Origin of the sequence: Streptomyces sp. NRRL S-118 (genome assembly GCF_000716335.1) — a bacterium.
Lineage (GTDB): Bacteria > Actinomycetota > Actinomycetes > Streptomycetales > Streptomycetaceae > Streptomyces.
This window is the reverse complement of record NZ_KL591005.1, coordinates 73505-100094: the sequence shown is the minus strand read 5'-3', so window position 1 is coordinate 100094 and position 26590 is coordinate 73505. Positions and strand designations below refer to the sequence as shown.

Sequence of the window (26590 nt, the reverse complement as noted above, 5' to 3'; positions counted from 1 at the left end):
GCAGGGTGGTGCCCCCTGCATACCGTCCGGCCCGCAACGGCCCGTGCCCGGGGGCCGGTTCGGCGCCGCCGCGACCCTCGCACCGCCGCCGGTGCCACCGGTGCCGCCGGCCCGTCGCCGCAGGCCGCGGGCTGCGTGGCGGCCCGGCCCGGGCGGGTCAGCCGGGGACGATGAAGCCCGACTCGTACGCCGCGATCACCGCCTGCGTACGGTCCCGCACCCCCGTCTTCGCCAGCACCGCTGCCACGTGCGACTTCGCCGTCGCCGGGCCGACGCCCAGCCGGCCGGCGATCTCGGCGTTCGTCAGGCCGCGCGCCATCAGCCGCAGCACCTCCGCCTCCCGCTCCGTCAGCCGCGCCGCCCACGGCGGGGGCGGGGCGGGCGTGCGGCGGCCGTACGCCGCGGCCAGCTCCCGCACCGCCGCCGGGAACAGCAGCGAGTCGCTGCGCGCCACCAGCCGCACCGCGCCGACCAGGTCCTCCGCCGCCGCCCGCTTCAGCAGGAAACCGGCCGCACCGGCGCGCAGCGCTTCGTACACGTACGCGTCGTTCTCGAACGTCGTCACCACCACGATCCTCGGCGGGTCGGGCATCGAGGCGAGCAGCTGCTCGGTGGCGCGGATCCCGTCGGTCTCCGGCATGCGCACGTCCATCAGGACGACGTCCGGCCGCAGCGCGCGCACCACCGACACCGCCTCCGCCCCGGTCGACGCCTCGCCGACGACCTCCAGATCCGGTTCGGCGGCGAGGATCACGCGCAGCGCGGTGCGCACCATCCGCTCGTCGTCGGCCACCACCACCCTGACGGCCGGGGTGCCGCTCACCGGGAGCCACCCGTCAGCGGCAGGCGGGCGGTCAGCCGCCACGCGCCGTCCACCGGTCCCGCCGCGGCCGTGCCGCCGAGCAGCCGGGCCCGCTCGCCGACGCCGGTCAGGCCACGACCGCCGCCGGGGCGGTCCGGGCGCCGCACGGCCGGTGCGCCGGGTGCGGCGGGCAGCGGATTCTCCATGGTGATCTCCAACTCCTCCTCGTCGACGGCGATGCGCAGCGACACCGCGGCTCCCGCCGCGTGCCGTACCGCGTTGGTCAGCCCCTCCTGCACGATCCGGTACGCCTCCCGGGACACCGGTCCTGGTACGCGCCCGAGGTCGCCCCCGCGGGTGACGGCCGTCGCCGGCGGGAGCCCCGGCGCGGACAGCAGCCGGTCCAGGGCCTCCAGGCCGGGCCCCGGCAGCTCCCCGTCGTCCTCGCCCTGCCGCAACAGGCCCAGCACCGAGTCGAGCTCGCCGACCGTGCGCCGCGTGGTCTCCTCGATCGCGGCCAGGGCCTCGCGGACGAACGCGACGTCGGAGTCCAGGACCTTGCGCGCCGCCCCCGCCTGGAGCGTGACCGCGCTCAGCGCATGGCCCACCGAGTCGTGCAGCTCGCGGGCGATCCGGTTGCGGACCGCCAGCTCCGCGGCGCGCCGCTCCGCCGCGGCGAGCCGGTCCGCGGGCGTGGGGCCCAGCAGCCGCGGCGCCTGCCGGGCCAGAAGCGCCCCGGCCCCGGCGGCAGCCGCCGCGAGGGCGACGAGGGACAGCACTCCCGCGGGTACGCCGCCCCACACCAGCCACGCCTGGTCCAGCGACCAGAACGAGGCGAGCGCCGACTCGCGCAGCGACGCGGAGAACGGCAGCAGCATCAGCGACAGCGCGAACGGCGGCAGCGCCAGCGACGCCCCGGCGACCAGTCCCCCGACCGCCACGTGGAGCGTGAACCAGCCGGCGGTGCGCACCCGCGCCGCCCACGACCTCGCCGGGCCGTCCGCGAAACGCTCCGGCGCCACGCCGCACAGGCCGCGCGCCGCCGCCACCGACAGCGGCCGGGTCAGCGGGAACAGCGCCGTGACCGCGGCGAGCGGCAGGGCCACGCCGTACGCGGCGAACTGCGCGGCGGCGGAGCCGGCCACCACCGTGCCGGGCATGTCCAGGAACGGCGACACGAGGACCATGGCGAGGAGCCAGAACGGCATCAACAGCGCGCCGCCCAGGATCAGATGGACCCAGCGCAACCGTGCCCGGCGCCCCAGCAGCGCCCCCCTGAGCCTCCTCACGCCGCACCGCGCGCACGCCGTCGCAGGACGACGGCCATGCAGCAGGCCAGCAGCATCCCCGTGATCATCTCGCCAGCGTAGGTCAGGGCCATGGCCGCCGTGGGCTCGTTCCCGGGATCGCCCTTCGGCAGCACGACCGACAGCAGCATCCAGCCGCCCCAGCAGCCCACCGCGCCCGAGCCGGCCCAGGCCAGTGCCAACGGCGTCCTCCCCGCGCCCGGCCGGCCCGCGCCGTGCAGCAGCCGCAGCACACCGGCCACGGCGGCGGCCGCGAAGAGCACCCGCAGGCCCTCCGCCGCGTGGAAGTCGGCCGTCCGCTCCGCGATCCGCTGCGCGGGCAGCCCGGCCGTCCCGCCGAGCGCCCACAGCGTGTGCGCCGCGGCCGGCGCGAGCAGCAGCAGTGACGCGCCGGCCGCGACGGCCCGTACGCCCGCGCCCACCGGGCCGTCGCTCGCCCGGCCGCCCCGCCACACGTGCCGCCACCGGTCCCGCGCGTACAGCGTGAACAGTGCGCCCAGCGTGATGCCCTGCACGATGAAGCCGCCGTACACGACTCCGAAGACCCACTCGTGGAGGAACGGTTCGTCCTGTCCGGTGCCCCCGGGGCTCAGCAACTGGACGGGGTAGCCGACCATGATCGGTACCAGCAGCCCGGTCGCCACCCACATCGGGAAGGCGAGCAGCCAGGCCGGTACGCGCAGGCCCCAGCGCTGGGTCAGCAGCAGCGCCAGCACGATCACGGCGGCGTCCATGAGCACGGTCACGCCGTTGACGACGACCAGCAGGGCGCTGTGCTCCAGCAGCACGCTGCCGTCGGGGATGCCGATGCGGCTGCCCGCGATCCAGGCGGTCTTGAGAGCGAGGTACGGGAGGCAGGAGGCGATGGCGAGCGCGCGCAGCGTCCGGCGGGCGCGGCCGAGCTGCGGCCGCGGTGCCGGTCGTGCCCGCGGGGGTCGGGGTGCCGGTCGTGCCTGCGGGGTTCGGGGTGTCGATGACATGCCCCTACGCTCCCGTTGCCGGGCCCCCGGCGCCTCCTGCCTGCCGGTGAACCGCCTCCGCCGTGCGGCGGAGGCGGTCGGGCGCCGAGGACGAGTCCTGGGGGAGAGGGGCGCCCGTCACAGCCGCCGCGTGGCCAGGGTCAGCCGGTCCCGGGCGTCGAAGAGGGCGTCCTTGATCATCTGCTCGTGCGCCGGGGTGAGCCGGGCCACCGGCACCGAGCAGCTGATCGCGTCCCGCGCCGGGGTGCGGTACGGGATCGCGATCCCGAAGCAGCGCAGCCCGAGCGTGTTCTCCTCGCGGTCCACGGCGTACCCCTGCTCGCGCACCGCGTGCAGCTCCTCGATGAGTTTCTCGCGGTCGGTGAGGGTGTTCTCGGTGAGCGCGGGCAGCGTCTCCGGGAGCATCCTGCGGACCTGCTCGTCGCTGTGGGTGGCGAGCAGCGCCTTGCCGAGGGAGGTGGAGTGGGCGGGCAGCCGCCGGCCGACGCGGGTGAAGGGGCGCAGGTAGTGCTGCGACTGGCGGGTGGCGAGGTAGACGACGTTGGTGCCGTCCAGCCGGGCCAGGTGGATGGTCTCCGTGGTGTCGTCGGAGAGGCGGTCCAGGGTGGGGCGGGCGGCGGCCACCACCTCGTCACCGTCGATGTACGACGTGCCGACCAGCAGCGCGCGCACCCCGATGCCGTACCGGGTGCCCGTCGCGTCCGTCTCCACCCATCCCAGCTCCACCAGTGTGCGCAGCAGCATGTACAGGCTCGACTTGGGGTAGCCGACGGCCTCCTGGACGGCGGCCAGGGAGTGCATGCCGGGGCTGCCGGCGAAGAACTCGAGCAGTTCCACCGTGCGTACCGCGGACTTGACCTGGGCTCCGCCCGATTCGGTAGCTGCCATTCGCCCTCGCCCCTCTTGTTCCGACGGCACGCCCGTTAATAGAGTCCTGCGTATTCATCATCAGGAACGCTGTTCAGAATACCGAACAAGCGGGGCCGGGCAAGAGCCGAGACGGAAGGGACGCCGCGTGTCAGCAGCACAAGTCTGGAGTGTCGACCCCCGAACCGGAAAGCGGCGGGGGCAGGTTGCGGTGGAAGCCACAGCCGCCGAGGTCGACAGCACCGTACGCGCCGCCCACGCCGCCCGCGGGGCGCTCGCCGACCGCACGGTCCGCGCGGCCTTCCTGCGCCGGGCCGCCGACCTCCTCGACGCGGGGAAGGACCGGCTGATCGAGACGGCGGACGCGGAGACCGCGCTCGGCGCGCCCCGCCTCACCGGTGAACTCGCCCGCACCTGCTACCAGTTGCGCGCCTTCGCGGACCTCGTCGACGAGGGCGCCTTCCTCGACGTCATCATCGACCACCCGGACGACAGCGCCACCCCGCCCGTGCCCGACCTGCGCCGCTGGAAGGTGCCGCTCGGCGTCGTCGCCGTCTACGCCGCCTCCAACTTCCCCTTCGCCTTCTCCGTGCCCGGCGGCGACACCGCCAGCGCCCTCGCCGCCGGCTGCCCCGTCGTCGTCAAGGCCCACCCCGACCACCCGGCCACCTCCGAGGCGGCCGCCGAGGTGCTGCGCCTGGCCGCCACCGAGCTCGGCCTGAGCGCCGACGTGGTCGGGCTCCTGCACGGCTTCGAAGCGGGCGTCGAGCTGGTCCGGCACCCGCTGGTCGCGGCGGCCGGCTTCACCGGATCGGTACGCGGCGGACGGGCGCTGTTCGACGCGGCCGCCGCCCGCCCCGTCCCCATCCCCTTCCACGGCGAGCTCGGCTCCCTCAACCCGGTCGTGATCACCGAGGCGGCCGCCGCCGAGCGCGCCGAGCAGATCGGCACCGGACTGGCCGGGTCGATGACGCTCGGCAACGGCCAGTTCTGCGTCAAGCCCGGCCTGGTCCTCGCCCCGGCCGGCGAGGCCGGCGACCAGCTCGTCAAGTCCCTCGCCGACGCCGTCGCCGCCACCGCCGAAGGAGTCCTGCTGGACCACCGGATGCGCGACAACTTCATCGAGGGCGTCACCGAGCGGGCCGCCCTGCCGGAGGTGGAGGCCCCCGTCAGCCCGGGCCCCGGCGAGGAGCACACCGTCCGGGCGGGCTTCCTGACCGTACCGGCGGCCCGGCTCGCCGCCGACGGCCCGCACGACGTGCTGCTGGAGGAGTGCTTCGGCCCCGTCACGGTCGTCGCCCGGTACGAGGACGACGACGAGGTCTCCGCCGTGCTGTCCCGGCTCCCCGGCAACCTCACGGCCACCGTCCACCTGTCGGCCGACGAGACCGCGGGCGGCGGCGACGGCGCCGCGATCCTCGCCCAACTCACCCCGCTCGCCGGCCGGGTCCTCGTCAACGGCTGGCCCACCGGCGTCGCCGTCGCACCCGCGCAGCACCACGGCGGCCCGTACCCGGCCACCACCTCCACCTCGACCTCCGTCGGCGCCACGGCCATCGAACGCTGGCTGCGACCCGTCACCTACCAGTCGACCCCCGAGGCGCTGCTCCCGCCCGAGCTCCGCGACGACAACCCGCTGGGCCTGCCGCGCCGCGTGGACGGCCGCCCGGAGCGCTGACCGCGCCACCGGTTCCCCGTGCCGCCGGCCCCGCGGGACCGGCGGCACGGCCAGGCGCGTACCGGCCCGGCGCCGGCTCCGTACCGGAAGCGGACGGCCGGAGCCGGAACGCCGCGATCGTGACCACCCCCATGAGGGCGGCGCTCACCACGAGGGCCGCCCTCATGCCCGCCACGAACCCGTCCGCGACGGGAGCCCCCTCCAGCGGCTGCTCCACCAGCGCGTCGAACGCGCCGGGGAACTGCTGGGGACCACCCGGCTGCCCATGGACCAGGTCGCCCGCGCCCGTGGCCCCGGCACCGCGACTCGCTGCGGAAGCACCTGGTGCGCCGCACCGCCTCGCCCCGCGCCTACCGCACCGCTCGGCGTGAGCACGCGGGCACGGCACCCGCGGGGCCGGCCGGCCCGGGGCCCCGTCGGCGGCGGCCCGGCGGCCGCCCGGGCCCTCCGGAGCGCCGGCACGCAGCCTTCGGCCGGCCGGCAACCCCCGGCGGCCCCCCGGCGTCCTCCGCTGCATGATCCGTCACGCCACCGCCGACGACCTCGACGCCATCGCCGCGCTCCACCGCGAGGCCCGCGCCACCTACTACCGCGGCCACCTCCCGCCGGACGCCTACGACGGACCGGCGGAGCTCGCCCGGACGCGCGCGGGCTGGACGGCCGCCGTCGGGCGCGGCGGAGTGCTGTGCGCCGAGCGCGACGGCGAGGTGGCGGGCGTCGCGGCGTTCCGGCCGGCCGGCGGCGTCATGACGCTGACGCAGCTCCACGTCGCCCCCGTCCACTGGCGCCACGGCATCGGCACGGAGCTGCACGCGGCGTGCGTGGCGGCGTGGCGGGACGCGGGAGTGGCCACGGCCCGCCTGGAGGTCTTCGAGCACAACGCGCGCGCCCGATCCTTCTACGCCCGCCACGGCTGGCTCCCGGACCCGGGACGGCCGAAGGAAGGCAACCATCTGGTCCTCACCCTGCGGCTGCGCTGACCCGGCCGGCCCTCTCCGAGCGGACGGCCGCGGCCGGCCCCGGGACGACGGACCGTCGCAGGGGCGGAAGCCGTGGATCAGCGGGCTCCGCGCGGCCGGGCCGATGTGCCGCGTCCCGGCTCCACGATCCGCTCCGCCGCGTGCTCCCGCAGCACCTCGCACCCCAGAGGAGGCTCGGCGCCCCGCGGGCGCCGTGGCCGCGGCGCTCCTCCGGCACGCCGCGACGCCGGCAGGCGCTGCGTGTACGGGAGGAACCGCACGCGGCTCATCACACGACGACGCCGGAAGGCCACGAGGCCCTCCGGCGTCATCTTCCGGCGCTGCGCGTGTCCCTACTTGATGTAGACCAGTCCGTCGGTGGTGACCGTCGGGCGGCCGGACGTGCCCACCACCACGATCTTCACCGTGTGCTTGGCGCTGCTCGCCCAGGTCTTGGTCCAGATCGCGTCACGGTACTTCGTGGTGCTGGACTTCAGGTCGACCGTCGCCACCTTCACGCCGTCCACGTAGACGTACGCCTGGCCGGACGTGGACGCCCGCGACACGACCCAGGAGGCCGAGCGGCCGGTGAAGGTCCACGTCAGGGCCGCGCCCTTGGTGCCGCTGGAGTACGACTTGCCGCCGAGGTAGCTCGTGGACGACTTGGCCGCCCAGGTACCGGACTTGACCGCCGAGGTCTCCTGGAGGATCACCGGCGTGTAGGTGGCGGAGGAGGAGCCGGTGTTGCCGGCGACGTCGTACGCGGTCATGTTCCAGGCCGTGGCCACACCGGACTTGGCGGTCGTCGCGGCGCTCGTGGTGGTGGCCGCGTACGTGGCGGCGACCGGGGCGGTCAGCCGGACGTTCTTCAGGGCGGCGTTGTCCGCGGCCTTCCAGGACAGGGTGACCGGGACGGCCGCCGTGTTCACGGTCCCGGCGCGCAGGGCCAGCGTCGGCCTGGTGGTGAAGGTGGGCGCTGTGGTCTCGGCGACCACGGTGACGGCGGCGCTGGTCGAGGTCCTGCCCGACTGGTGCGTGGCGCGGACGGCGACGCTGTGGGTGCCGACGGCCAGGTTCGCCGACGCCGAGGTGGCGGTGCCCCCCACGGCCGCGGCGGGCTTGCCGTCGACCAGCAGCTCGTAGCCCTTGACGAGGGACGACGGCGTGGTCGCCGACCAGCCCACCGTCAGCGCCGACCTGGTGTAGTGCGTCGTACCGGACTTCGGCGCGCTGACCGTGGTGATCGTCAGGCCGGAGACCGGGCCGCCCGCCCAGGTGCGCAGGGTCGGCAGCTGTGCGTAGAAGGCGTTGCCCGGGCACTGGGTGTTGTAGCCGTCGCGGTGGCCGTGGATCGTCGGGAAGCTCAGCTGGGCGTCCTTGGCCCAGGACTTGCCGAAGTAGTTGGTGCCGGCCGCACCCGCGGTGAGGGTGGTGGTGCCGGTCGGGTCCACCCCGTACTGGCCGAGCTTCCAGGCGGCGACCCGTGCCACGGAGGCCATCGCGGCCTGCGGCGGCGCGGCGTCGGTGTAGGTGCCGAGGACGGAGATGCCGGTGGTCTCGCTGTTGAAGCCGTAGGCGTGGGCGCCCATCACGGGCCGGTCGATGCCGCCCTTGCGGCCCTCGTAGACCACGCCGCACCGGTCGACGAGGAAGTTGTACCCGATGTCCTTCCAGCCGAGCGTCTTGACGTGGTACGCGTAGATGCCGCGCACCATGGCCGGGCCGTCGGCGCAGGTGTACGCGTTGGACTCGGCGGTGTGGTGCACCACGACCGCCTTGACCTTGCCGCCGGGGAGGTAGCCGGGCTCCTCCGGGCTGATGGACTCGTCGGCCCCCCACTGCGCGCGGGAGGTGACGGCCGGCCGCGGCATCGTCGACGGCGGCGCGGGCGGCAGGGTGGACGTCGCGCTCGGGCTGGTGCCCGGGCTCGGGCTCGTGGAGGCGGACGCGGACGGCGACGGGGACGCGGAGCTCGGCGACGGCTCGGGCTGCGACGGGGTCGGCTCGCCGGTCGCGGGCTCGGAGGGGGCCGGCTCGGACGGCGCGGGCTCGCTGGGCGCCGGCTCGGACGGCACCGGGTCGGAGGGCGAGGGCTCACCGGAGGCGGAAGGTTCCGCGGTCTCCAGGGCGAACGCCGCCGGTGCCATGGCGGCCGCTCCGCCCCGCGGCCCGGGGCCGCCCAGTGCCTGGGACGAGCCCTGGTCCTGCACGGTGCCCTTGCCGGGGTCGATCATGTGCAGCTTGAGCCCGGCGGGCAGCTTCCCGCCGCCCGCGCCACCCGCGGTGACCCGGACCTCAACCCCGTTCGAGGGGCCGACCCAGGCAGGCTCCGTGCCACCGCGCTCGGCACCGGACTCGCCCTGCCCGCTGTCGCCGTCCAGCGTCACCCAGCGTCCCCACGTGCCGGATTCCGAGCTGCGGGTACGGGCCTGGACCTGGCCCTTGATGCGGGCCTCGGGGTCGGTCCACGTCACACCGAGCAGGCTGAACGTTTCTGCGTCCCGCTGTCCCAGCGTCGCGCTGCGCCCGTCGGCGCTGGTCTCCAGCCCGGCGCTGCGCACGTCGGCCGGGACCGGTCCGCCCTTCGCGTCGTCCTCGGTGCCGGCATCACCCGCGCCGGTCACCCCCTGGAACACCAGCACCCCGGACAGGCCGGCCGCGACGGCGGCGGCGGTGCCCCAAACCCGACGAGATCTCATAAGACCCTTCGAAGCCCTTCGCAAGAAAATCCGCAATGAAAACACGTGTGGAAGCCGCACCGTCTATACCGTGTGACCGAAGCGAAAAGCCAGCGGGCTCACATAACGGCTGAAGCGCGCATACCACTCATTCGCTGACTCGACGGCCGCCTCGAAGCCCCCCGAGGCGGCGGCGCGTGCTCCGGCTCACACCGCCCGCCGCGCCGGAATGAGCCGCTCCCGGCCCGCGTTGACGTGCCGGGCGGAGGCGGCCTCCGCACCGAACCCCGCCGCCGTGCGGCCCGGAGAAAGAGAGATCATGCGCGTCGAGATCTGGAGCGACATCGCCTGCCCGTGGTGCTACATCGGCAAGGCGCGCTTCGAGCAGGGCCTCGCGGCCTTCGCGCACCGCGACGAAGTCGAGGTCGTGCACCGCTCCTTCGAGCTCGACCCGCGCCGCCCGCAGGGCGACGTCGAGCCCGTCATCGACGCGCTGATGCGGAAGTACGGGCGCAGCCGCGAGGAGGCCACTGCCATGGAGGCGCACGTCGCCGACGCCGCGCACGGCGAGGGCCTGCCGTACGAACCCGTGGGGCGGACCACCGGCAACACCTTCGACGTGCACCGCCTCCTGCACCTCGCGAAGGCCCGCGGCCGCCAGAACGAGCTGCTCGACCTGGCCTACCGGGCCAACTTCGCGGAGGAGCGGTCCGTGCACGACACCCGGACCCTCGTCGCGCTCGGCGTCGAGGCCGGCCTGGCCGAGGACGAGGTCCGCCGGGTCCTCGCGGACGCGACGGCGTACGCCGACGACGTACGCGCCGACGAGGAGGAGGCGGCCCGGCTCGGCGCGACGGGCGTGCCGTTCTTCGTGCTCGACCGCCGCTACGGTGTCTCCGGCGGCCAGCCCGCCGAGGTCTTCACCCAGGCCCTGGAGCGCGCCTGGCAGGACCGTCCCGTGCGGCCCCTCGCCATGGGAACGGCGACCGCGCCGGACGCGGCCTGCGGCGTCGACGGCACCTGCGAGGCGTAGCCCGGCACGCCGTCCCACCAGCGGTTATAAGGCCGGCTAGGGGCTCGTCCGCATATCAACGCCATTGACGGTGAGTTGGGCGGCCCGCAGGGTGGGGGCATGGCAACCCCTCTCGGAGGCGCCGAGTTCGCGCCCGCGCAGACGTATCTGAACACCTCCGCCTGCGGGCTGCTGCCCCGCCGGACCGTCGACGCCGTCACGGCCCTCGCCGAGGAGAACGCCGCCGGGCGGCCCGACGGGGCGGGCAGCTTCGAGGTGGTGGCCACCGCCCGTGAGCGCTTCGCCCGGCTCGCCGGGGTGCACCCGGACCGCGTGGCGCTCGGCGGGTCGGTCACCGTGCATGTGGCGCTGATCGCCGCCTCGCTGCCACCGGGCGCCGAAGTGCTGTTCGCACAGGGCGACTTCAGCTCCGTGATCACGCCGTTCACGGTGCGCGGCGACCTCAAGGCCCGGTTCGTGCCGCTGGAGGAGCTGGCCGGAGCCGTGCGTCCCGGGACGGCGCTCGTCGCCTTCTCGGCGGCCCAGTCCGCCGACGGGCGCGTCGCCGACCTGGCGGCCGTGCGCGAGGCGGCGGCCGCGCACGGCGCTCGCACACTGCTGGACGCCTCCCAGTCGGCGGGCTGGCTGCCACTGGACGCGGGCGCGTACGACTACACCGTCGCCGGCGGCTACAAGTACCTGCTCTGCCCCCGCGGCGCGTCCTTCCTCACGGTGAGCGAGGAGGCCCAGGAGTCACTGGTGCCGGTCCACGCGGGCTGGGTCGCGGGCGAGGACCTGTGGACGAGCACCTACGGGCCCGTCGAGCGGCTCGCGACGTCGGCGCGGCGCTACGACGAGCCGCAGAGCTTCTTCGCCTACCACGGAGCCGAGCGGTCCCTGGCGCTGCTGGAGGAGATCGGCATCGAGGCGATCCACGCCCACGGCACGGCGCTCGCCGCGCGCTTCCGCGCCGGGCTCGCGGACCTCGGGCACGAGCCGGTCGACCCCGGCGCCGCCGCGTCGGTCATCGTCGCGGTGCCGGGCCTCGGCGGACGGCAGGCGGATCTGGCCCGCGCGGGCGTCCTCGCGGGGGCCCGGGCCGGGAACCTGCGCGTGGGCTTCCACCTCTACAACTCGGCCGCCGACGTCGACCGGGCGCTGGACGTGCTCTCCTCCTGACGAGGCCCTTGCGCGGGTGCCGCCGTGGTGGGGCACTCCGCCTCCTCCGTGCAGAGGTTCGCCTCGACCTTGCCGAGCAGCCGGGCGAGCTCGGCGCGTTCCCGCGCGTCGAGCCCGGCGAGGGTGTGCTCCTCCAGCTCGCGCCAGGCGTCGGCCACCTGGGCGAGCAGCGCACAGCTCTCGCCGGTGGCCTCGACCACCACGGCGCGCCGGTCGGCGGGGTCGGGGGAGCGGCGCACGTGCCCGGCCTGCTCCAGGCGCTGGAGCATCTTCGTGACGGTCGAGGGGTCGAGCTCCGCCCGCTTGATCAGCTCCGACTGGCGCACCGGGCCGTGGTCCCAGAGGCACATCATCACGAACTCCTGGCCCGGGTAGATGCCGGCGGCCCGGAGCAGCCGGCCGGCGGTCGCCCGGTGCATCCGGGCCACCCGGGCGAGCGTGTGGCTGACCGGACCGCCGCGCGCCGCGGGCGGCAGCCGGTCGCTGCGGACGGGCTCGGCGGACATCGCGACTCCTCGTGGTTCACGTCCGGCTGCGGTGGTGCTCACATTTTACCTTGGTCGGCCAATGGATGCGTTACGGTGTTATCGGCACCAAAGCTTGGCCGACCAATAAAACCTTCGGGAGCACCCATGACCACCGCGTTCGACCCGATCGACCTCTCCGGCACACAGCTCGCCAACCGCATAGCCATGGCTCCGATGACCCGGAGCAGGGCCACCGCCGACACCCGGGTCCCCACCCGCCTCACCGTCGAGTACTACGCCCAGCGCGCCTCCGCCGGCCTGATCATCACCGAGGGCGTCCAGCCCTCGCCGGTCGGCCAGGGCTACCCCGGCACGCCCGGGCTGCACAGCGCCGAGCAGATCGCCGCCTGGCGCGAGGTCACCGATGCCGTGCACGCCGAGGGCGGCAGGATCTTCGCCCAGCTCATGCACGCCGGCCGCATCGGCCACCCGGACCTGCTGGCCGACCAGCCCGGCGACCTGCACCCGGTGGGCGCCTCCGCCGTCGCCGCCAAGGGGCAGGTCTTCACCGCGCAGGGTCCCAAGGACCTCGTGACCCCGCGCGAGCTCACCGACGCGGAGATCCGGGCCACCGTCGCCGACTTCGCCGCCGCCGCCCGCAACGCCGTGGAGGCGGGCTTCGACGGTGTCGAGCTGCACGGCGCCAACGGCTACCTGATCCACCAGTTCCTCGCCCCCGGCAGCAACCGGCGCACGGACGCGTGGGGCGGCTCCGTCGAGGGTCGCATCCGCTTCGCCGTCGAGGTGGTCACCGCGGTCGCCGCCGCCATCGGCCCCGAGCGCACGGGGCTGCGCATCTCGCCCGGCAACGCGTTCAACGACATCGACGAGCCCGAGCCGGAGCCCGCCTACACGGCGCTGCTGCGGGCCATCGAGCCGCTGGGCATCGCCTACCTGCACGTGGGAGAGGCGCCGGGCACCCGCGACATCACGCTCGCCCTGCGCAAGCAGTTCCCCGGCACCTTCGTGCTGAACCCCGCGACCGAGGGCCGCCCGACGGGCGCGGAGGACCTCGCCCTCATCGAGGACGGCACGGCCGACATCGTCTCGTTCGGCGCGCTGTTCCTCGCCAACCCGGACCTGCCGGCCCGGCTGCGGGCGGGCGGCCCGTACAACACGCCGGACACCTCCACCTTCTACGGGGGCGACCACCGCGGCTACACCGACTACTCGGCACTGGGCGCCTGACGGACGCGCACGCGAAGGGGCGGGGCCATGACCGGCCCCGCCCCTTCCGCACCCGCTCCGCCCCGGCGCCTCCCGGCGTCAGCGCACCGGCGTGACGTCGCGCGCCCCGATGCCGTGTCTTCCGGGGGGCGACCCCCGGACCCCCGCGTGAGGGGTCAGCGCACCGGCGTGACGTCGCGCGCCCCGATGAACTCCGGGCGGCGTACCGGTGCTGCGAAGGGCTCCACCGCCGCGTTCTCCACGCTGTTGAAGACGATGAAGACGTTGCTGCGCGGGTACGGCGTGATGTTGTCGCCCGAGCCGTGCATGCAGTTGCAGTCGAACCAGGTCGCCGACCCCGCCCTGCCGGTGAACAGCCGGATCCCGTGCGCGTCGGCGAACGCGGTCAGCGCCTCGTCCGACGGCGTCCCCGCGTCCTGCATCTGCAGCGACTTCTTGTAGTTGTCCTTCGGCGTCGCGCCCGCGCACCCCAGGAACGTCCGGTGCGACCCCGGCATGATCATCAGGCCGCCGTTGGTGTCGTGATTCTCGGTCAGCGCGATCGACACCGACACCGTCCGCATCCGCGGCAGCCCGTCCTCCGCGTGCCACGTCTCGAAGTCCGAGTGCCAGTAGAAGCCCGACGCGCCGAAGCCCGGCTTCACGTTGATGCGCGACTGGTGGACGTACACGTCCGAGCCGAGGATCTCGCGGGCCCGGCCGACGACGCGTTCGTCGCGCACCAGGTTCGCGAACACCTCGCTGATCCTGTGCACCTCGAAGACCGACCGCACGTCCTGCGACTTCGGCTCGATGATCGAGCGCTCGTCGGCGCGTACGGCGGGGTCGGAGATCAGCCGCTCCAGCTCGGCGTGGTAGACGGCGACCTCGTCCTCGGTGATCAGCTGGTCGACCGCGAGGAAGCCGTCCCGCTCGTACGACCGCAGCTCGGGCGTCGAGGCCGGGCCCCAGACGACCGGGTCCTGGCGGGGCGTCATCACCTCGGACGTGCCACGGGTCGGGTACAGGTCCTGGACGGTGGTGGTGGTCAGGGTCATGGTTCAGCCCTCCTCGGTCAACAGCGGGTAGACGCCGTTCTCGTCGTGGTCCTCCCGTCCGGTGACGGGAGGGTTGAAGACGCACACGCACCGGAAATCGGTCTTGGGGCGCAGGGTGTGGCGCTCGTGGCCGTCGAGCAGGTACATCGTCCCCGGCTCGATCCAGTGCGTCTCGCCCGTCTCGTGGTCGGTCAGCTCGGCCTCGCCCTCGACGCACAGCACGGCCTCGATGTGGTTCGCGTACCACATCGACGTCTCGGTCCCGGCGTACAGGACGGTCTCGTGCAGCGAGAAGCCGACCTTCTCCTTGGCGAGCACGATGCGCTTGCTCTCCCAGGTGCCGGAGGCGGCCTTCACATGGCGTTCGGTGTTCTCGATGTCCTTCAGCGATCGGACGATCACGGTGGTGCGACTTCCTTTCGTACGCGCGGGGTTCAGGCGGTCTCGCGGACGGCGCGGGCCAGCGTGCGCAGCCCTTCGTCCAGCTCGTCGGGCGTGATGGTCAGCGGCGGCAGCAGCTTGACCACCTCGCTCTGCGGGCCGGAGGTCTCCAGCAGCAGCCCCAGCTCGAAGGCGCGGCGGCAGATCTCGGTGGCCCGTGCCTTGTCGGCGAACTCCATGCCCCACACCAGGCCGCGGCCCCGGTAGTGGGCCCCGTACGCGGAGTTCTCGTCGCAGATCGCCAGCAGCGCCTGCTCGACCTGCTCGCCGCGCGTGATGGTCTGCTTCTCCATCTGGCCGTCGGCCCAGTACGTCTCCAGCGCGGCGGTCGCGGTGACGAAGGCCGGGTTGTTGCCGCGGAAGGTGCCGTTGTGCTCGCCCGGGCCCCACACGTCCAGCTCCGGCATGAACAGGCAGAGCGACATCGGCAGGCCGTACCCGCTGATGGACTTGGACAGCGTGACGATGTCCGGGGTGATGCCGGCCTCCTCGAAGGAGAAGAAGGCGCCGGTGCGGCCGCAGCCCATCTGGATGTCGTCGACGATCAGCAGCATGTCCTGGCGGTCGCACAGCTCCCGCAGCGCCCGCAGCCACTCGGGGCGGGCCACGTTGATGCCGCCCTCGCCCTGCACCGTCTCGACGATCACGGCGGCTGGCTTGTTCAGCCCGGAGCCCTGGTCCTCCAGCAGCCGCTCGAACCACAGGAAGTCCGGCACACGGCCGTCGAGGTAGTTGTCGAACGGCATCGGCGTGCCGTGCACCAGCGGGATCCCGGCGCCCGCCCGCTTGAACGCGTTGCCGGTGACGGCGAGCGAGCCGAGCGACATGCCGTGGAAGGCGTTGGTGAACGACACGATCGCCTCGCGGCCCTTCACCTTGCGGGCCAGCTTCAGCGCGGCCTCCACGGCGTTGGTGCCCGTCGGCCCGGGGAACATCACCTTGTACGGCAGGTCACGGGGCCGCAGCACCACGTTCTGGAAGGACTCCAGGAAGGCGCGTTTGGCGGTCGTCGCCATGTCGAGGCCATGGGTGATGCCGTCGCGTTCCAGGTAGTCGAGCAGCGCACGTTTGAGGACCGGGTTGTTGTGGCCGTAGTTGAGTGAGCCGGCCCCGGCGAAGAAGTCCAGGTAGGTGTGGCCGTCCTCGTCGGTGAGGCGGGCACCCTGCGCGCGGTCGAACACGGCGGGCCAGCCGCGGCAGTAGCTGCGCACCTCCGACTCCAGGGTCTCGAAGACGCTCAGGGCGGGCGGGGTGATGGTCACGGCGGTTCGTCTCCTCGGTGGGGGGTCTGGGAAGGGGAGGGGAGGGGGAGGGGAGGGAGTGGGCCAGGGCGGGGAGTGCCTCAGGCGGCGATCGGGCCGATGCGGTAGAGCACTTCCGGTTCGTGGGTTCCCTCGGGGAACAGCCCCCCGTCGAAGAGGACCTCGCGCTCCACGGACGCTCCCCGGCGCTCGGCGTACGAGGTGAAGAGCCGGTCGGACGCGGTGTTGTCCGGAGTGATCGTCGTCTCCAGGGTGCGGACGCCCTGTCCGGCGAGGCGCGCGGTCAGGGCGTCGAGCAGCACCCCGGCCAGGCCCCGGCCGCGGTGGCCGTGGTCGACGGCGACCTGCCAGACGACGAGCGTTCCCGGCCGCTGCGGCCGGATGTAGCCGGTGACGAAGGCGATCGGCTCGCCGTCGGCGCCGCGCGCCACGAGGGAGGTGGCGGCGAAGTCCCGGCACCACAGCAGGTAGCTGTAGGAGGAGTTCAGGTCCAGCACCTCGGAGTCGCGGGCGATGCGCCAGATCGCGGCTCCGTCCTCGACGCGGGGGGCGTCGACCACGATGGCCGGCGACGCGGTGTCCGGTTCGGCTCGGTGAAATTCGTTTCGGGCACGTGCAAGGTCTGCTTGTGCGGCGGTCATGCGAATTGAACTTACCCAGCAATTTCTGAAATTGCATCGGCGGGAGGGGTTGGGTGGACCTGCCCTCCTGTGTTATCGCGCAGGCGTGAGCCTTGAGGAGCCGGTCCCTGCTGACGTTCGCATTTGCCCGGATATTAACGGGCAAATAGGACGTCATGTGGAGTCGATCACACCGGGCCGAGTGGCTTGACATGTTTCCGAATTGCTCACGGAGCCTCAATGAAATCTTTGCGTTTAGGTTCCGTGGAACGGGGCAGGAGAACTCGGGAAACCCACCCGTATATCGACCTTCATAAAGTTCCGCGGAGTTCAGTGGAATAACGCCGTTCCTCGATTTCGGCGCCTCGCCCGCAGCCTCTTCCCCCGGGCTGCCGGGCGGCCCGGTTGAGTCATGCGCCGCCCCTCGCCCGTACGTGTGGCCGTACGCACGGTTCAGCCCCGCGTGCGCGCCGGGAACAAGTACAGGGCGGGGAAGAAGACGTGACCGGGAAGCGGTTGACCAGCACAGTGATCATCAGCGCTGATGGGTGGGGGGAACACGGGGATGGAGCTGCGTCAGCTGGAGTGTTTCGTCGCGGTCGCCGAGGAGCTCGGCTTCGGCCGCGCCGCCGAGCGGCTGCGCATCGTCCGCGCCGCACTGGAACGGCAGATCGCCGCCCTGGAGCGGGAGCTGGGTCTGCGGCTCTTCGACCGCTCCATCCGGCACGTGCGTCTCACGGCCGCCGGTGAGCGGCTGCTGCCCGAGGCGCGCGCGGCACTCGGTGCGGCCGACCGGGTCCGCCGCATCGCCGCCGGCATCGCCGCCGGCACGGAGGGCCTGATCCGGCTCGGTACCGCGCGCGCGTTCGCCGACCGGGTCTACCGGGCCCTCGACACCCTGGCGGCGAGCCGTCCCGGACTGCGCGTACGGCTGGAGCGGGCGCCTCAGGAGGCCCGGCTCGCGGCGGTGCGCTCGGGCACGTTCGACGCCGCTCTCGTCCGGACCGTGGAGCACGCCGAGGGCGTGGACCTGCACCCGCTGTGGTACGAGCCGCTCATCGCCGCGCTGCCGGCCGCCCACCCGCTGGCCGCCGGGGAGTCGCCGGGCCTCGACGCCCTCCTCCGGCTGCCGCTGCGGCTCGCGCCCCGCGCGGCGAACCCGGCGTTCCACGACCTGGTCACGGCGGCGCTCCCCGGCTGGATCCCCGGCCCGCCGTTCACCACGCTCCACGACACGCTCACCGACCTGGCGGCCGGGCCGGAGCCGTCCTGGACGGTGTTCCACCCGGTGGGCGGCCTGCCCCCGGTGGAGCGGGTCGTCTTCCGCGCCCTGCCCGACCTGACGGTGCCCGTGTCCCTGGCCACACCCCCGGGACCGCCCTCCCCGCCGATCCAGGCGCTCCTGGACGCGCTCTGCACGACGCACGGCCTCAGGCCCGTGGCGGTTCCCACGCCCCGGTGAGGCCCCCTCCGCGGGCGGTCTCTCCGGCCCGGGCCGTCGGGAGCGGGGCTCCGGCTCCGGCCCTCGGGACAGCGGCGGCCCCGGTTCGGCCCCGGGGCCGCCGGCCCCGCGGGCGGCCCCACGCCGCGGCGGCCGCCCGGCGCGCGGCGTCCGCGTCCACCGGGAGGCCCCGCCCGTCGAGCGCGGCGCCCAGGGCCGCCAGCGCGGACGCGACGGCCTCCGGCGAGGCGTCCGGGCCGTAGTGGTTCACCCGGATCATCTCCTTCGCGAGCGCGCCCCCGCCCGCGGCCAGCGGCAGCGACGGATCGGCGGCCAGGGCCGCGGCCACCACCTCCGACGCGTCGGTCCCGGCCGGGGTCCGCAGCGTCGTGGCCACCGGAGCGGCGTCCTGCGCCTCGTGCACGTACGGCTCCAGACCGCCGCCGAGCGCCAGCGCCCCCGCCCGTGCGGCCGCCGCGGCCGAGGCGTGGCGGGCGATCACCGCGTCCAGGCCCTCCGCCTCGATGCGCTCCACGCACGCCTCCAGCGCCAGCATCTCCAGCTGCGCCGGAGCGTGCAGCAGCGCCTTGCGGCCGCCGTCGATCCAGCGCTCCTTCCAGTCCAGCAGCGACAGGTACGAGCGGCGCGGCGCCGCCGGGTTGGCCGCGAACCGCTCCCACGCCCGGCCGCTCACCGAGACCGCCGAGACGCCCGCGGGCCCGCCCATCGCCTTCTGGGCGCCGATCACGCACAGGTCCACGCCCCAGGCGTCCGGCAGCAGCGGCTCGGCGCCCACCGACGCCACCGCGTCCAGCATGAACAGCGCGCCGTGCGCCCGTACCACCTCACCGATCGCGGCCACCGGGTTGGTGTTCCCGGTCGCCGCCTCGGCGTGCACGAGCGAGACGAAGTCGGTCTCCGGGTGCCGCTCCAGCGCCTCGGCGACCTGGCCGGCGGTGACCGCCGTGCGGAACGGCACCTCCAGGTCCACCACCCGGGCACCGCAGTCCCGCAGCCAGTTGCCGAAGGTCTGCCCGTACGGTCCGGTGATCACGTTCAGCGCGGTCGAGCCGGGGCGCGCGCCCGAGCGGATGCAGCCCTCCAGCGGCAGCAGCGCCTCTCCCTGCGTGATGACCACGTCCTGCTCGGTGGAGAGCAGCGCGGCGACCCGCCGCTCGATGGCCGCGAAGCGGGCGGCGGTCAGCGGGGGGAGGTCGAGGAGGGGGTGCGTCACGGCGCTGCTCTTCCTGTTCGTCGCGTTCTCGTACGGCCGGCTCGGCCGAGCGTATCCACGCCCTCGTAGAGTGCTGGGCATGAGCCTGGTGCTGCATGTGAAGGGGCGGGTGCTCGTCGGCCCGGAGGACGTCCGCGACGAGCTGTGGGTGATCGACGGGCGCGTCAGCCACGAACGGCCGTCGTCCGCCGCGGCGGACGTCCGGACGGTGACGGGCTGGGCGCTGCCCGGCCTGGTCGACGCGCACTGCCACGTCGGCCTCGACGCCCACGGCGCGGTCGACGAGGCCACCAGCGAGAAGCAGGCGCTCACCGACCGGGACGCCGGCACGCTGCTGATCCGTGACGCCGGTTCGCCGGCCGACACCCGGTGGATCGACGACCGAGACGACCTGCCGAAGATCATCCGCGCGGGCCGGCACATCGCCCGCACCCGCCGCTACATCCGCAACTACGCCCACGAGATCGAGCCGGCCGACCTCGTCGCGTACGTCGCGCAGGAGGCCCGCCGCGGTGACGGCTGGGTCAAGCTCGTCGGCGACTGGCTCGACCGCGAGACGGGGGACCTGGGCGCCTGCTGGCCGCGCGCGGAGGTGGAGGCGGCCATCGCGGAGGCCCACCGGCTCGGCGCGCGCGTGACGGCCCACTGCTTCGCCGAGGAGTCGCTGCGGGACCTGGTGGAGGCCGGGATCGACTGCATCGAGCACGCCACGGGCCTGACCGAGGAGACCATCCCGCTGTTCGCGGAGCGCGGCGTGGCGATCGTCCCGACGCTCGTCAACATCGCCACGTTCCCGAAGCTCGCCCAGGGCGGAGAGGCCAAGTTCCCGCGCTGGGCGGACCACATGCGGCGGCTGCACGAGCGCCGGTACGACACGGTGCGCGCCGCGTACGACGCGGGCGTCCCGGTCTTCGTCGGCACCGACGCGGGCGGCTCCCTGGCGCACGGCCTGGTCGCCGCGGAGGTCGCCGAGCTCGTCGCCGCCGGCATCCCGCCGGTCGAGGCCCTGTCGGCCACGGCGTGGGCGGCGCGGGCATGGCTGGGGCGCCCGTCCCTGGAGGAGGGCGCCCCGGCGGACCTGGTCGTCTACGAGGAGGACCCGCGCGCGGACGTCCGCGTCCTCGCGGCTCCGCGGCGCGTGGTCCTGGGCGGCCGGATCGTCGGCTGACGCCGGGCGCCTGCCGACTCCGCGGGGTACGGCGTCAGCGGCTGAAGAACGCCAACCGGGCGCGCTTCTCGACGAGATGGACCTCCGGGAGCACGATCTCCGGCAGGACCACCTCCGGGCCGAGTTCGAACCCGTAGCGCTCCAGCAGCGCGATCGCCTTGTCGTTCGCCGCGTCCGGCTCGGCCACGATCCGCTCGTGGCCGGTCAGCGCGAACGTCGTCAGCACGGTCAGCAGGTGCCCGGAGAAGCCGCGCTCGGGCACCTGCGCGGGTGCGATCAGCAGGTGGACGCCGATGTCGCCCGGCCGCACGTCGTAGCACTCGCCGACCCGGTCCGCCTCCGGCTCGTACGTCTGGAAGAGCGCGACCGGCACGTCGTCCCGGTACGCCAGGAACGCGTGGTGCGTGGTCAGCGAGTCCAGGTGGGCGTAGACCTCCCGTACGTCCTCGACGCCCGCCTCCCGCATGCCCCAGAACCGGGCGCGCTCCTCGCTGACCCAGCCGTGCAGCAACTCCGCGTCGCGGGCCGGGTCGACGCGGACGAGGCGGACCGTCCCGAAGCCGTCGACGGTCTGCTCGTACACGCACTCAGTCGTGGTCATGCCGCTCCTCGGTGAGCTGGTTCCAGTCGGTGATGACGGGGGCGAGGCCGCCCTGCAGCCACAGCGGCAGCTGGTCCCGCCGGTGGGGGTCCCCGGGGACGCCGGAGGCGCCGAAGGGCACCACCCACAGGCTGTCCTCGCGGCGGGCCAGGTCCCAGACGTAGCGGGCGGCCGGGCCGCGGGCGCTGCGGTCGGTGAGACCTGGCACGGACGACGTGGACAGCACGCAGTCGTGGTCGCCGTCGAGCCCCGGCCAGGTGTCGTCGGGGTCGTCCGGCAGCGCCGCCCAGGGCGCGAGCCGGTGGGTGGCGCCCCAGGGTCCGGCGGGCGGGGCCGCGGCCACTTCCTCCAGCGCGGCGCGGACCGCGGCTAGCCGGTCGGCCGGCGGCACAGGGCCTCCGGTGAGCAGGGTCTCCAGGGCGTAGGCGACCCGCGGGACGAGGGCCAGCCAGGGCTGGAAGAGCGCGGGGTACACGGGCGGTTCGGCCAGCACGGCGAGCGCCGGGTGCTGGGCGAGACGGCGTACGACCGCGCCGCGCACGGCCGCGAACACCGCCGCGTCCGTGCTGTCGGCCGCCATGCGGCGGTTCCAGCACAGCAGCCGGTCGCGCAGTTCGCGTGCCTCGGGGCCCAGGTCGGGCAGGGCGGCGACGAGCGAGAGCAGGGGGCGTGCCGAGGCGAGGTGGGTGTCGGTGTGGATCGCCGCCATGCCGGACGCGGTCCAGCTCTTGGAGGCGTCCAGGAGCCGGGCGATCCGCTCCGCCCGGTGCGGCGGCGCGAACTCGACGCCGAGCGGGGACGCCAGGCCGCGGGCGTTGGCCATCACCGCCACGCCGTCCACCGCCTCGCGCGGCATCGGCTCGTGGTGGCCGGTCCACTCGTGGCCGGGCTCCCAGGCGGGCACCACGCGCAGCCGGTTGTCGCGCGGGCGCAGCGGGACGTACCCGGCGACGCGGTGCAGCGTCCCGCCCTCGGTGTCGGCTGCCTGCACGACGTTGACCGGCTCGATCCAGCGGTCGAAGGCCCGGTCCACGTCGGCGACGGTCCGGGCCGCGAGCAGCGCGGGCAGGGCGGTGAAGCCCAGTTCGCCGGTGACGCGCGGCGGGTAGCGCAGGCTGATCACGTCGTCCGGGCCGTCGATGACCACGGGGCCGCGGTCGGTCTCGATCACCTCGACGTCGACCGGTGCGCCGTCCTTGACCTCGACGGTCTCGGTGTGGACGCGGGCGGGCGCCCAGCCGTCCGGACCGAGGGCCTCGACGCCGCCGCCGTCGGTGCGCCGGAGCTGTTCGCGGTAGAGGTCCTGGTAGTCGGCCATGGCGTTGGTGATGGCCCAGGCGACCGTGCCGGTGTGGCCGAAGTGCGCCATGCCGGGGACACCGGGGACGGCGAGGCCCACCACGTCGAACTCCGGGCAGGCGAGCCGGATCTGCTGGTAGACGCCGGGCGACTCGATGAACCGGTGCGGATCCCCGGCGACGAGCGCCGCGCCGGAGGCGGTGCGCTCGCCGGTGACGAGCCAGCCGTTGCTGCCGGAGGTGGCGGGGTCGTCGGTGGCGAACAGCTCGACGTGCTCCTCGCCGAGGCGCCGGGCGACCACGTCGCGCCAGAGCTTGGTGGGGAAGCCCGCGAAGAGGATGTGCGTCGACAGCCACACGGCGAGCGGGGTCCACGGCTCCCAGCGTCCGGGAACGAGGCCGGTGGCGGCGAACTCCGGTGAGCGGCGGGCACCGTGGCCGAGTCCCTCGTTGACGCCGTCCACGTAGGCGCCGACCCAGGCGCGCGTCGGTGCGTCGAGCGCGTCGAAGCAGCGCCGTGCGGTGTCGGCCAGCCGGGCGCGGCGGGCGAAGAGGTCCCAGTCGAGGGAGTCGGCGCCGAGGAAGGCGGCCGTGGTGCCCTGGGCGCGGTGCCGCTCGACCTCCAGCTGCCAGGCACGGTCGAGGGCGGTGGTACGGCCCTGGGCGCGGCTGAGTTCGTGCGCGTCGGCGGCGCGGAGATGCGGGATGCCCCAGGTGTCCCGGTAGACCTCGATGCTCAACTCATGTCCCGATCTCTTTAGGTTAGGCTGGCCTAACTTAAGACATGCCTGTCCGAGAAGCAATCCCGGGGTGCGCCGAGGGCGCGGTGGGGGAGTGGCCACACAGAGAAGCGATGGCCACTCTTTGGTGTGAACTGCCGTTACGCGCCTGACGTTTCACTCCCGCCACGCCACGCCACGCCACGCCACGCCACGGCCCCCGCCCCGGCCTCGGCCCTGGCCGCCGACGTACGCCCGGAGACGGCCGCCACCGTGCCGGCCGCCACCGTGCCGGCCGCCACCCCGCCGGCCGCCACACCACCGGCCGACGCCGGCCTCGCCGAGACGGGCGCCGCCCGACGACCCCCTACGTCGCGGCCGACGACCCCCTACGTCACGGCCGGCGCCCTCGCCCTGCTCACGGCGGGCACCGCGGCCCTGATCGTCCTGCGCCGCCGCCGCACCTGACGCGGCCCCTCCCGGCCCCCGTCCCGCACCGCGTTTCCCGAACCCCGCCCCCGCGCCGGATCGCCTGTGCCAGAGTGCGACGCGAGACCGTCGCGACCGGCGCATGGACCCTGGGGGCGTGGTGGGGGTACGCAGACTGCTGTCGTTCTCGGACGCGTTGGTGCTGCTGGGCGGCGACCCGCCCGCCGTCGCCGCGCTGGACCGGGCGCTCGGCGGCGCGCTCAACGTGGCGACGGGCGGGGTCGGCGACGGTCTCGTGCGGATCGCCGACGCCCGGGGCAGCGTGCTCGCGCTCGGCCGCGACGCCGTACGGGGCATCGGGCGGCGCCTCGGCCGCGCCGACGGCCGCGCCGAGCGCACCGAGCTGCTGCACGCCGCCCACACCGTGATCGTGGTCCTCGCCTGGTTCCAGGCCCTGGAGGAGCTGGACCTGCCCGTCCGCGTCGAGGACCTGGAGCTGACCCGCGGCGACCAGCTCGCCCTGGCGGGCGCGCCCCGGGCGGACGGGCGCGGCGCCGCGTTCGCCCGCTCGCTGGCCGCGACCGACGCGCCGGTCCCCGCGCCCCACCTGCCCCACGAGGCCGTCACGCACGAGCTGGAGCGCTGGTACGGGGGCCTGTCGGCGAGGTTCCTCGACTTCGCCGAGGGACTGCGCGTCTGGAGCGGCCTGCCGCGGGCCGCCCGGGACGAGGCCCGGCGGGCGATCGGCGCCGGGCTGCCCCGCGAGGCGGTCCGGCAGTACGAGTCCCTGTACGCCCGGCTCGCCCAGGAGGCACCGGAGTTCGGGTTCTGGACCACCCAGGTCGAGCACCGGGCGACCCGGGCCGAGGTGCGCCGCTCCCTCGCGGGCGTCGCCGACCTGCTGGCCGGCCTGACCCGGACGGCCCGGCCCCCCACCGACGTCGCCGCTGCCCTGGCCCGCTCCTCCGAGGCCGTACTGGCCCGGCCCGTCCTGGACGCCTCCACCGGCCCGGCAGGCATCCGCGTGCCGACGCTGCGCGAGATGTACCTCGACCCCGACTTCCGGGTGCGCGAGGTGGCCGGCTCCAGCGGACCGGCCACCGAGTCCTGGTGGGAGGAGGCCCCGGTGCGCCGGGACCTGACCGGCTACCTCGCCGGAGCGCTGACGTCCGCCGGGCCGGCCGAGGCACCGCTGCTGGTGCTCGGGCAGCCGGGCGCGGGCAAGTCCGTCCTGACGCGGGTCCTCGCCGCCCGGCTGCCCTCCGCCGGCTTCCTGCCCGTCCGCGTCCCGCTGCGCGACGTACGCGCCGAGGACGACCTCCAGGAACAGATCGAGCAGGCGGTGCGCACCGCGACCGGGGAGCGGGCGTCCTGGCCGGAGCTGGTGCGCGCGGCCGGGGGCGCCGTGCCCGTCCTGCTGCTCGACGGGTTCGACGAACTGCTCCAGACCACCGGGGTCCACCACAGCGACTTCCTCACCCGCGTCGCCCGCTTCCAGCAGCGCGAGGCGGAACAGGGCCGCCCCCTGCGGGCGGTCGTCACCAGCCGGATCGCCGTCGCCGACCGGGCCCGCTACCCCGAGGGCCTCGTCGCCCTGCGCCTGGAGCCCTTCCGCCCCGAGCAGATCCGCCGCTGGCTCGCCCTGTGGAACGACGCCAACGCCGACGGCTTCGCCGCCCGCGGACTGCGGCCGCTGACGTGGCAGGCCGTCGCCCGCCACCCGGCCCTCGCCGCACAGCCGCTGCTGCTCACCATGCTGGCGCTGTACGACGCGGCAGCCAACGCCCTCCAGCGCGACGGCGACACACCCCCGGCCGGCGCCCCGCCCGCCGACGACCCCCTCGACGAGGCGGAGCTGTACGAGGAGCTCCTCACCTCCTTCGCCCTCCGCGAGATCGAGAAGGCCGGCCCCGGGCCCGCCGCCGTACCGGACCGGGAGGCGCAGGCCCGGGCCGAACGGGAGCTGCAACGGCTCTCCCTGGTCGCCTTCGCCCTGCACAACCGCCGCCGCCAGTGGGTGTCGGCCGCCGAGCTGGACGAGGACCTCGCGGCACTCCTCGGCCGCGCCTCCGCCGCGGAAGCGGGGTTCCGCACGCCGCTCGGAGCCGCCGACGTGGCGCTCGGCCGCTTCTTCTTCGTCCAGCGCGCCCAGTCCGTGCGCGACGGGCACACCCTCGCCACCTACGAGTTCCTCCACGCCACCTTCGGCGAGTACCTGGTCGTCCGCCTCGCCCTGCACGTCCTCACCGGACTGCTCACGCACCGCCCGCCGGCGCTCTCCCTCGCCGAGAGCCGCCTCGACGACGACCTGGCGTACACCCTGCTGTCGTACGCCCCGCTCTCCTCCCGGCAGATGCTGCGGTTCGCCGGATCGATGGTGCGGCGGATCCCCGGCGGCGAGCGCGACCGGCTCGCCCGCATCCTCGTCCGCGTCCTGGAGCAGCACGGCGAGCGCACGGAGGAGCCCCACCCCGCCTACCGCCCCGGCCGGTTGCGCACAACGGCCCGCCACGGCGTGTACGGCGCCAACCTGGTCCTGGTGGTCCTGCTGCTGAAGGGCCGCGTCACCGCGGCGGAGCTGTTCCCCTCCTGGGCGGATCGCGCGAGCGCCTGGCACCGCCACGTCCTGCTGTGGCGCTCGTCGTTCGACGAGGAGCAGTGGACCGACTTCGCCCTGTCCGTGGAGACCCGTCGCACCTGGGCCGGGTACGGCAGGGATCTGGAGATCGCCCTGCGGACCGGCGCACCGGACACACCCGACCCGGTGGACATGAACTGGCTGTACCGCTACCCCCGGGGCAACGACGGCCCGAACTGGTCGCGCACCTACTGGGACGAGCTGTGGCACAAGCTGGACGTGTCCGGCGGCACCAACGACGCCGTCGTGCGGCACGCCATGGACCCCGTCTTCGCGCGGCTGGGCCCCGCCGTCACCACGTTCGTCACGTCACCGGGCGGGCCGGCCACCTCCGTGGCGCACGACGTGCTGGAGCTGCTGCTCGGCGGAGCGGACCTGCCGCCCGGCGAACGGGACGCGCTGCGCGCCCGGGTGCGGCGCGGCCTGGACGGCGTCCCGCCCGAGGTGCGGGAGCGGATCCGGCGGCTGCTCGCCGGGCCCGCGGACCCGCCCCGGGGGACGGGTCCGCGCGGCGGCGCCTGAGCG

21 protein-coding genes and 1 pseudogene are annotated in these 26590 nt (G+C 74.6%); 9 read left to right on the top strand and 13 right to left on the bottom strand.

Features of this window, described 5'->3' with window-relative positions:
- Nucleotides 1-157: 157 nt before the first annotated feature.
- The 4 genes from IH00_RS0112015 to IH00_RS0112000 form a co-directional block, all read right to left on the bottom strand.
- Entirely contained in the window at nucleotides 158-823 is a 666-nt protein-coding gene (locus IH00_RS0112015) for a response regulator transcription factor (RefSeq protein ID WP_031072552.1), read from the bottom strand.
- Complete coding sequence (locus IH00_RS0112010; protein WP_031072551.1) at nucleotides 820-2091, bottom strand: sensor histidine kinase; 1272 nt, start codon at nucleotides 2089-2091, stop codon at nucleotides 820-822. The genes IH00_RS0112015 and IH00_RS0112010 overlap by 4 nt, the downstream gene beginning before the upstream one ends.
- Nucleotides 2088-3089: a hypothetical protein gene (locus IH00_RS0112005; RefSeq protein ID WP_031072549.1), complete on the bottom strand. Its 1002-nt coding sequence runs from the start codon at nucleotides 3087-3089 to the stop codon at nucleotides 2088-2090. The genes IH00_RS0112010 and IH00_RS0112005 overlap by 4 nt, the downstream gene beginning before the upstream one ends.
- 117 nt (nucleotides 3090-3206) lie before the next feature.
- The gene (locus IH00_RS0112000) at nucleotides 3207-3977 is read right to left on the bottom strand and encodes an IclR family transcriptional regulator (RefSeq protein WP_031072546.1); all 771 of its coding nucleotides are present in this window, start codon (nucleotides 3975-3977) and stop codon (nucleotides 3207-3209) included.
- Between the two features lie 127 nt (nucleotides 3978-4104).
- Between IH00_RS0112000 and IH00_RS0111995 the strand changes: the two genes are divergently transcribed.
- Nucleotides 4105-5634 carry an aldehyde dehydrogenase (NADP(+)) gene (locus IH00_RS0111995; protein ID WP_078887700.1) on the top strand — a complete coding sequence of 510 codons (1530 nt, stop codon included), beginning with the start codon at nucleotides 4105-4107 and terminating at the stop codon, nucleotides 5632-5634.
- A gap of 515 nt (nucleotides 5635-6149) precedes the next feature.
- Complete coding sequence (locus IH00_RS0111990) at nucleotides 6150-6614, top strand: GNAT family N-acetyltransferase (RefSeq protein ID WP_031072542.1); 465 nt, start codon at nucleotides 6150-6152, stop codon at nucleotides 6612-6614.
- 332 nt (nucleotides 6615-6946) lie between these two features.
- Here IH00_RS0111990 and IH00_RS0111985 read toward each other — a convergent pair whose 3' ends face one another.
- Complete coding sequence (locus tag IH00_RS0111985; RefSeq protein ID WP_031072541.1) at nucleotides 6947-9292, bottom strand: N-acetylmuramoyl-L-alanine amidase; 2346 nt, start codon at nucleotides 9290-9292, stop codon at nucleotides 6947-6949.
- 298 nt (nucleotides 9293-9590) lie between these two features.
- Between IH00_RS0111985 and IH00_RS0111980 the strand changes: the two genes are divergently transcribed.
- Both IH00_RS0111980 and IH00_RS0111975 read left to right on the top strand, forming a co-directional pair.
- Nucleotides 9591-10304: a DsbA family oxidoreductase gene (locus tag IH00_RS0111980; protein WP_031072539.1), complete on the top strand. Its 714-nt coding sequence runs from the start codon at nucleotides 9591-9593 to the stop codon at nucleotides 10302-10304.
- Nucleotides 10305-10403: 99 nt separating this feature from the next.
- Nucleotides 10404-11462, top strand: a complete 1059-nt coding sequence (locus IH00_RS0111975; protein WP_031072537.1) for an aminotransferase class V-fold PLP-dependent enzyme — start codon at nucleotides 10404-10406, stop codon at nucleotides 11460-11462.
- Here IH00_RS0111975 and IH00_RS0111970 read toward each other — a convergent pair.
- The gene (locus IH00_RS0111970; RefSeq protein WP_052411336.1) at nucleotides 11411-11968 is read right to left on the bottom strand and encodes a MarR family winged helix-turn-helix transcriptional regulator; all 558 of its coding nucleotides are present in this window, start codon (nucleotides 11966-11968) and stop codon (nucleotides 11411-11413) included. The genes IH00_RS0111975 and IH00_RS0111970 overlap by 52 nt on opposite strands.
- A gap of 126 nt (nucleotides 11969-12094) precedes the next feature.
- On the opposite strand from IH00_RS0111970, the gene IH00_RS0111965 reads away from it, so the two are divergent.
- Entirely contained in the window at nucleotides 12095-13177 is a 1083-nt protein-coding gene (locus IH00_RS0111965) for an alkene reductase (protein WP_031072533.1), read from the top strand.
- Nucleotides 13178-13332: 155 nt separating this feature from the next.
- Here IH00_RS0111965 and thpD read toward each other — a convergent pair whose 3' ends face one another.
- From thpD to ectA, 4 genes are all read right to left on the bottom strand, one after another.
- Nucleotides 13333-14214 carry an ectoine hydroxylase gene (gene thpD / locus IH00_RS0111960; protein ID WP_031072532.1) on the bottom strand — a complete coding sequence of 294 codons (882 nt, stop codon included), beginning with the start codon at nucleotides 14212-14214 and terminating at the stop codon, nucleotides 13333-13335.
- A 3-nt stretch (nucleotides 14215-14217) separates the two neighbouring features.
- Complete coding sequence (locus IH00_RS0111955) at nucleotides 14218-14616, bottom strand: ectoine synthase (RefSeq protein ID WP_031072530.1); 399 nt, start codon at nucleotides 14614-14616, stop codon at nucleotides 14218-14220.
- A gap of 32 nt (nucleotides 14617-14648) precedes the next feature.
- A complete protein-coding gene (gene ectB / locus IH00_RS0111950) occupies nucleotides 14649-15917 on the bottom strand; it encodes a diaminobutyrate--2-oxoglutarate transaminase (protein ID WP_031072529.1) in 1269 nt (422 codons plus the stop codon).
- Between the two features lie 80 nt (nucleotides 15918-15997).
- On the bottom strand, nucleotides 15998-16558 hold the full coding sequence (gene ectA, locus IH00_RS0111945) for a diaminobutyrate acetyltransferase (protein WP_031072527.1): 561 nt from the start codon (nucleotides 16556-16558) through the stop codon (nucleotides 15998-16000).
- 544 nt (nucleotides 16559-17102) lie between these two features.
- Here ectA and IH00_RS0111940 point away from each other — a divergent pair.
- The gene (locus IH00_RS0111940) at nucleotides 17103-17999 is read left to right on the top strand and encodes a LysR family transcriptional regulator (RefSeq protein ID WP_031072526.1); all 897 of its coding nucleotides are present in this window, start codon (nucleotides 17103-17105) and stop codon (nucleotides 17997-17999) included.
- Between the two features lie 118 nt (nucleotides 18000-18117).
- On the opposite strand, the pseudogene IH00_RS0111935 reads toward IH00_RS0111940, so the two are convergent.
- A pseudogene (locus IH00_RS0111935) lies at nucleotides 18118-19212 on the bottom strand (pyridoxal-phosphate-dependent aminotransferase family protein); the annotation flags it as partial.
- A 79-nt stretch (nucleotides 19213-19291) separates the two neighbouring features.
- Between IH00_RS0111935 and IH00_RS0111930 the strand changes: the two are divergent.
- Nucleotides 19292-20380, top strand: coding sequence for an amidohydrolase family protein (locus tag IH00_RS0111930; protein WP_031072524.1), 1089 nt, complete (start codon nucleotides 19292-19294; stop codon nucleotides 20378-20380).
- A 34-nt stretch (nucleotides 20381-20414) separates the two neighbouring features.
- Here the strand turns inward: IH00_RS0111930 and IH00_RS0111925 are convergent, their stop codons facing one another.
- On the bottom strand, nucleotides 20415-20981 hold the full coding sequence (locus IH00_RS0111925; RefSeq protein ID WP_031072523.1) for a GNAT family N-acetyltransferase: 567 nt from the start codon (nucleotides 20979-20981) through the stop codon (nucleotides 20415-20417).
- Complete coding sequence (locus IH00_RS0111920) at nucleotides 20968-23019, bottom strand: penicillin acylase family protein (RefSeq protein WP_031072522.1); 2052 nt, start codon at nucleotides 23017-23019, stop codon at nucleotides 20968-20970. Before IH00_RS0111920 ends, IH00_RS0111925 begins: the two co-directional genes overlap by 14 nt.
- 129 nt (nucleotides 23020-23148) lie before the next feature.
- Between IH00_RS0111920 and IH00_RS42730 the strand changes: the two genes are divergently transcribed.
- Nucleotides 23149-23466 (top strand): hypothetical protein, encoded by a 318-nt coding sequence (locus tag IH00_RS42730; RefSeq protein WP_158827791.1) that lies wholly within the window; start codon nucleotides 23149-23151, stop codon nucleotides 23464-23466.
- Between the two features lie 121 nt (nucleotides 23467-23587).
- Nucleotides 23588-26587: an NACHT domain-containing protein gene (locus IH00_RS0111910; protein WP_052411352.1), complete on the top strand. Its 3000-nt coding sequence runs from the start codon at nucleotides 23588-23590 to the stop codon at nucleotides 26585-26587.
- The last annotated feature ends 3 nt before the right edge of the window (nucleotides 26588-26590 follow it).

Bases quoted from the DNA above. Each gene is read 5' to 3' on its own strand.
- IH00_RS0111980 (WP_031072539.1), top strand. From the start codon at position 9,591: ATGCGCGTCGAGATCTGGAGCGACATCGCCTGCCCGTGGTGCTACATC.
- IH00_RS0111925 (WP_031072523.1), bottom strand. From the start codon at position 20,981: ATGACCACGACTGAGTGCGTGTACGAGCAGACCGTCGACGGCTTCGGG.
- IH00_RS0111940 (WP_031072526.1), top strand. From the start codon at position 17,103: ATGGAGCTGCGTCAGCTGGAGTGTTTCGTCGCGGTCGCCGAGGAGCTC.
- IH00_RS0111975 (WP_031072537.1), top strand. From the start codon at position 10,404: ATGGCAACCCCTCTCGGAGGCGCCGAGTTCGCGCCCGCGCAGACGTAT.
- IH00_RS0111930 (WP_031072524.1), top strand. From the start codon at position 19,292: ATGAGCCTGGTGCTGCATGTGAAGGGGCGGGTGCTCGTCGGCCCGGAG.
- IH00_RS0112000 (WP_031072546.1), bottom strand. From the start codon at position 3,977: ATGGCAGCTACCGAATCGGGCGGAGCCCAGGTCAAGTCCGCGGTACGC.
- IH00_RS0111970 (WP_052411336.1), bottom strand. From the start codon at position 11,968: ATGTCCGCCGAGCCCGTCCGCAGCGACCGGCTGCCGCCCGCGGCGCGC.
- IH00_RS0112005 (WP_031072549.1), bottom strand. From the start codon at position 3,089: ATGTCATCGACACCCCGAACCCCGCAGGCACGACCGGCACCCCGACCC.
- thpD (WP_031072532.1), bottom strand. From the start codon at position 14,214: ATGACCCTGACCACCACCACCGTCCAGGACCTGTACCCGACCCGTGGC.
- ectA (WP_031072527.1), bottom strand. From the start codon at position 16,558: ATGACCGCCGCACAAGCAGACCTTGCACGTGCCCGAAACGAATTTCAC.
- IH00_RS0111985 (WP_031072541.1), bottom strand. From the start codon at position 9,292: ATGAGATCTCGTCGGGTTTGGGGCACCGCCGCCGCCGTCGCGGCCGGC.
- IH00_RS0111990 (WP_031072542.1), top strand. From the start codon at position 6,150: ATGATCCGTCACGCCACCGCCGACGACCTCGACGCCATCGCCGCGCTC.
- IH00_RS0111965 (WP_031072533.1), top strand. From the start codon at position 12,095: ATGACCACCGCGTTCGACCCGATCGACCTCTCCGGCACACAGCTCGCC.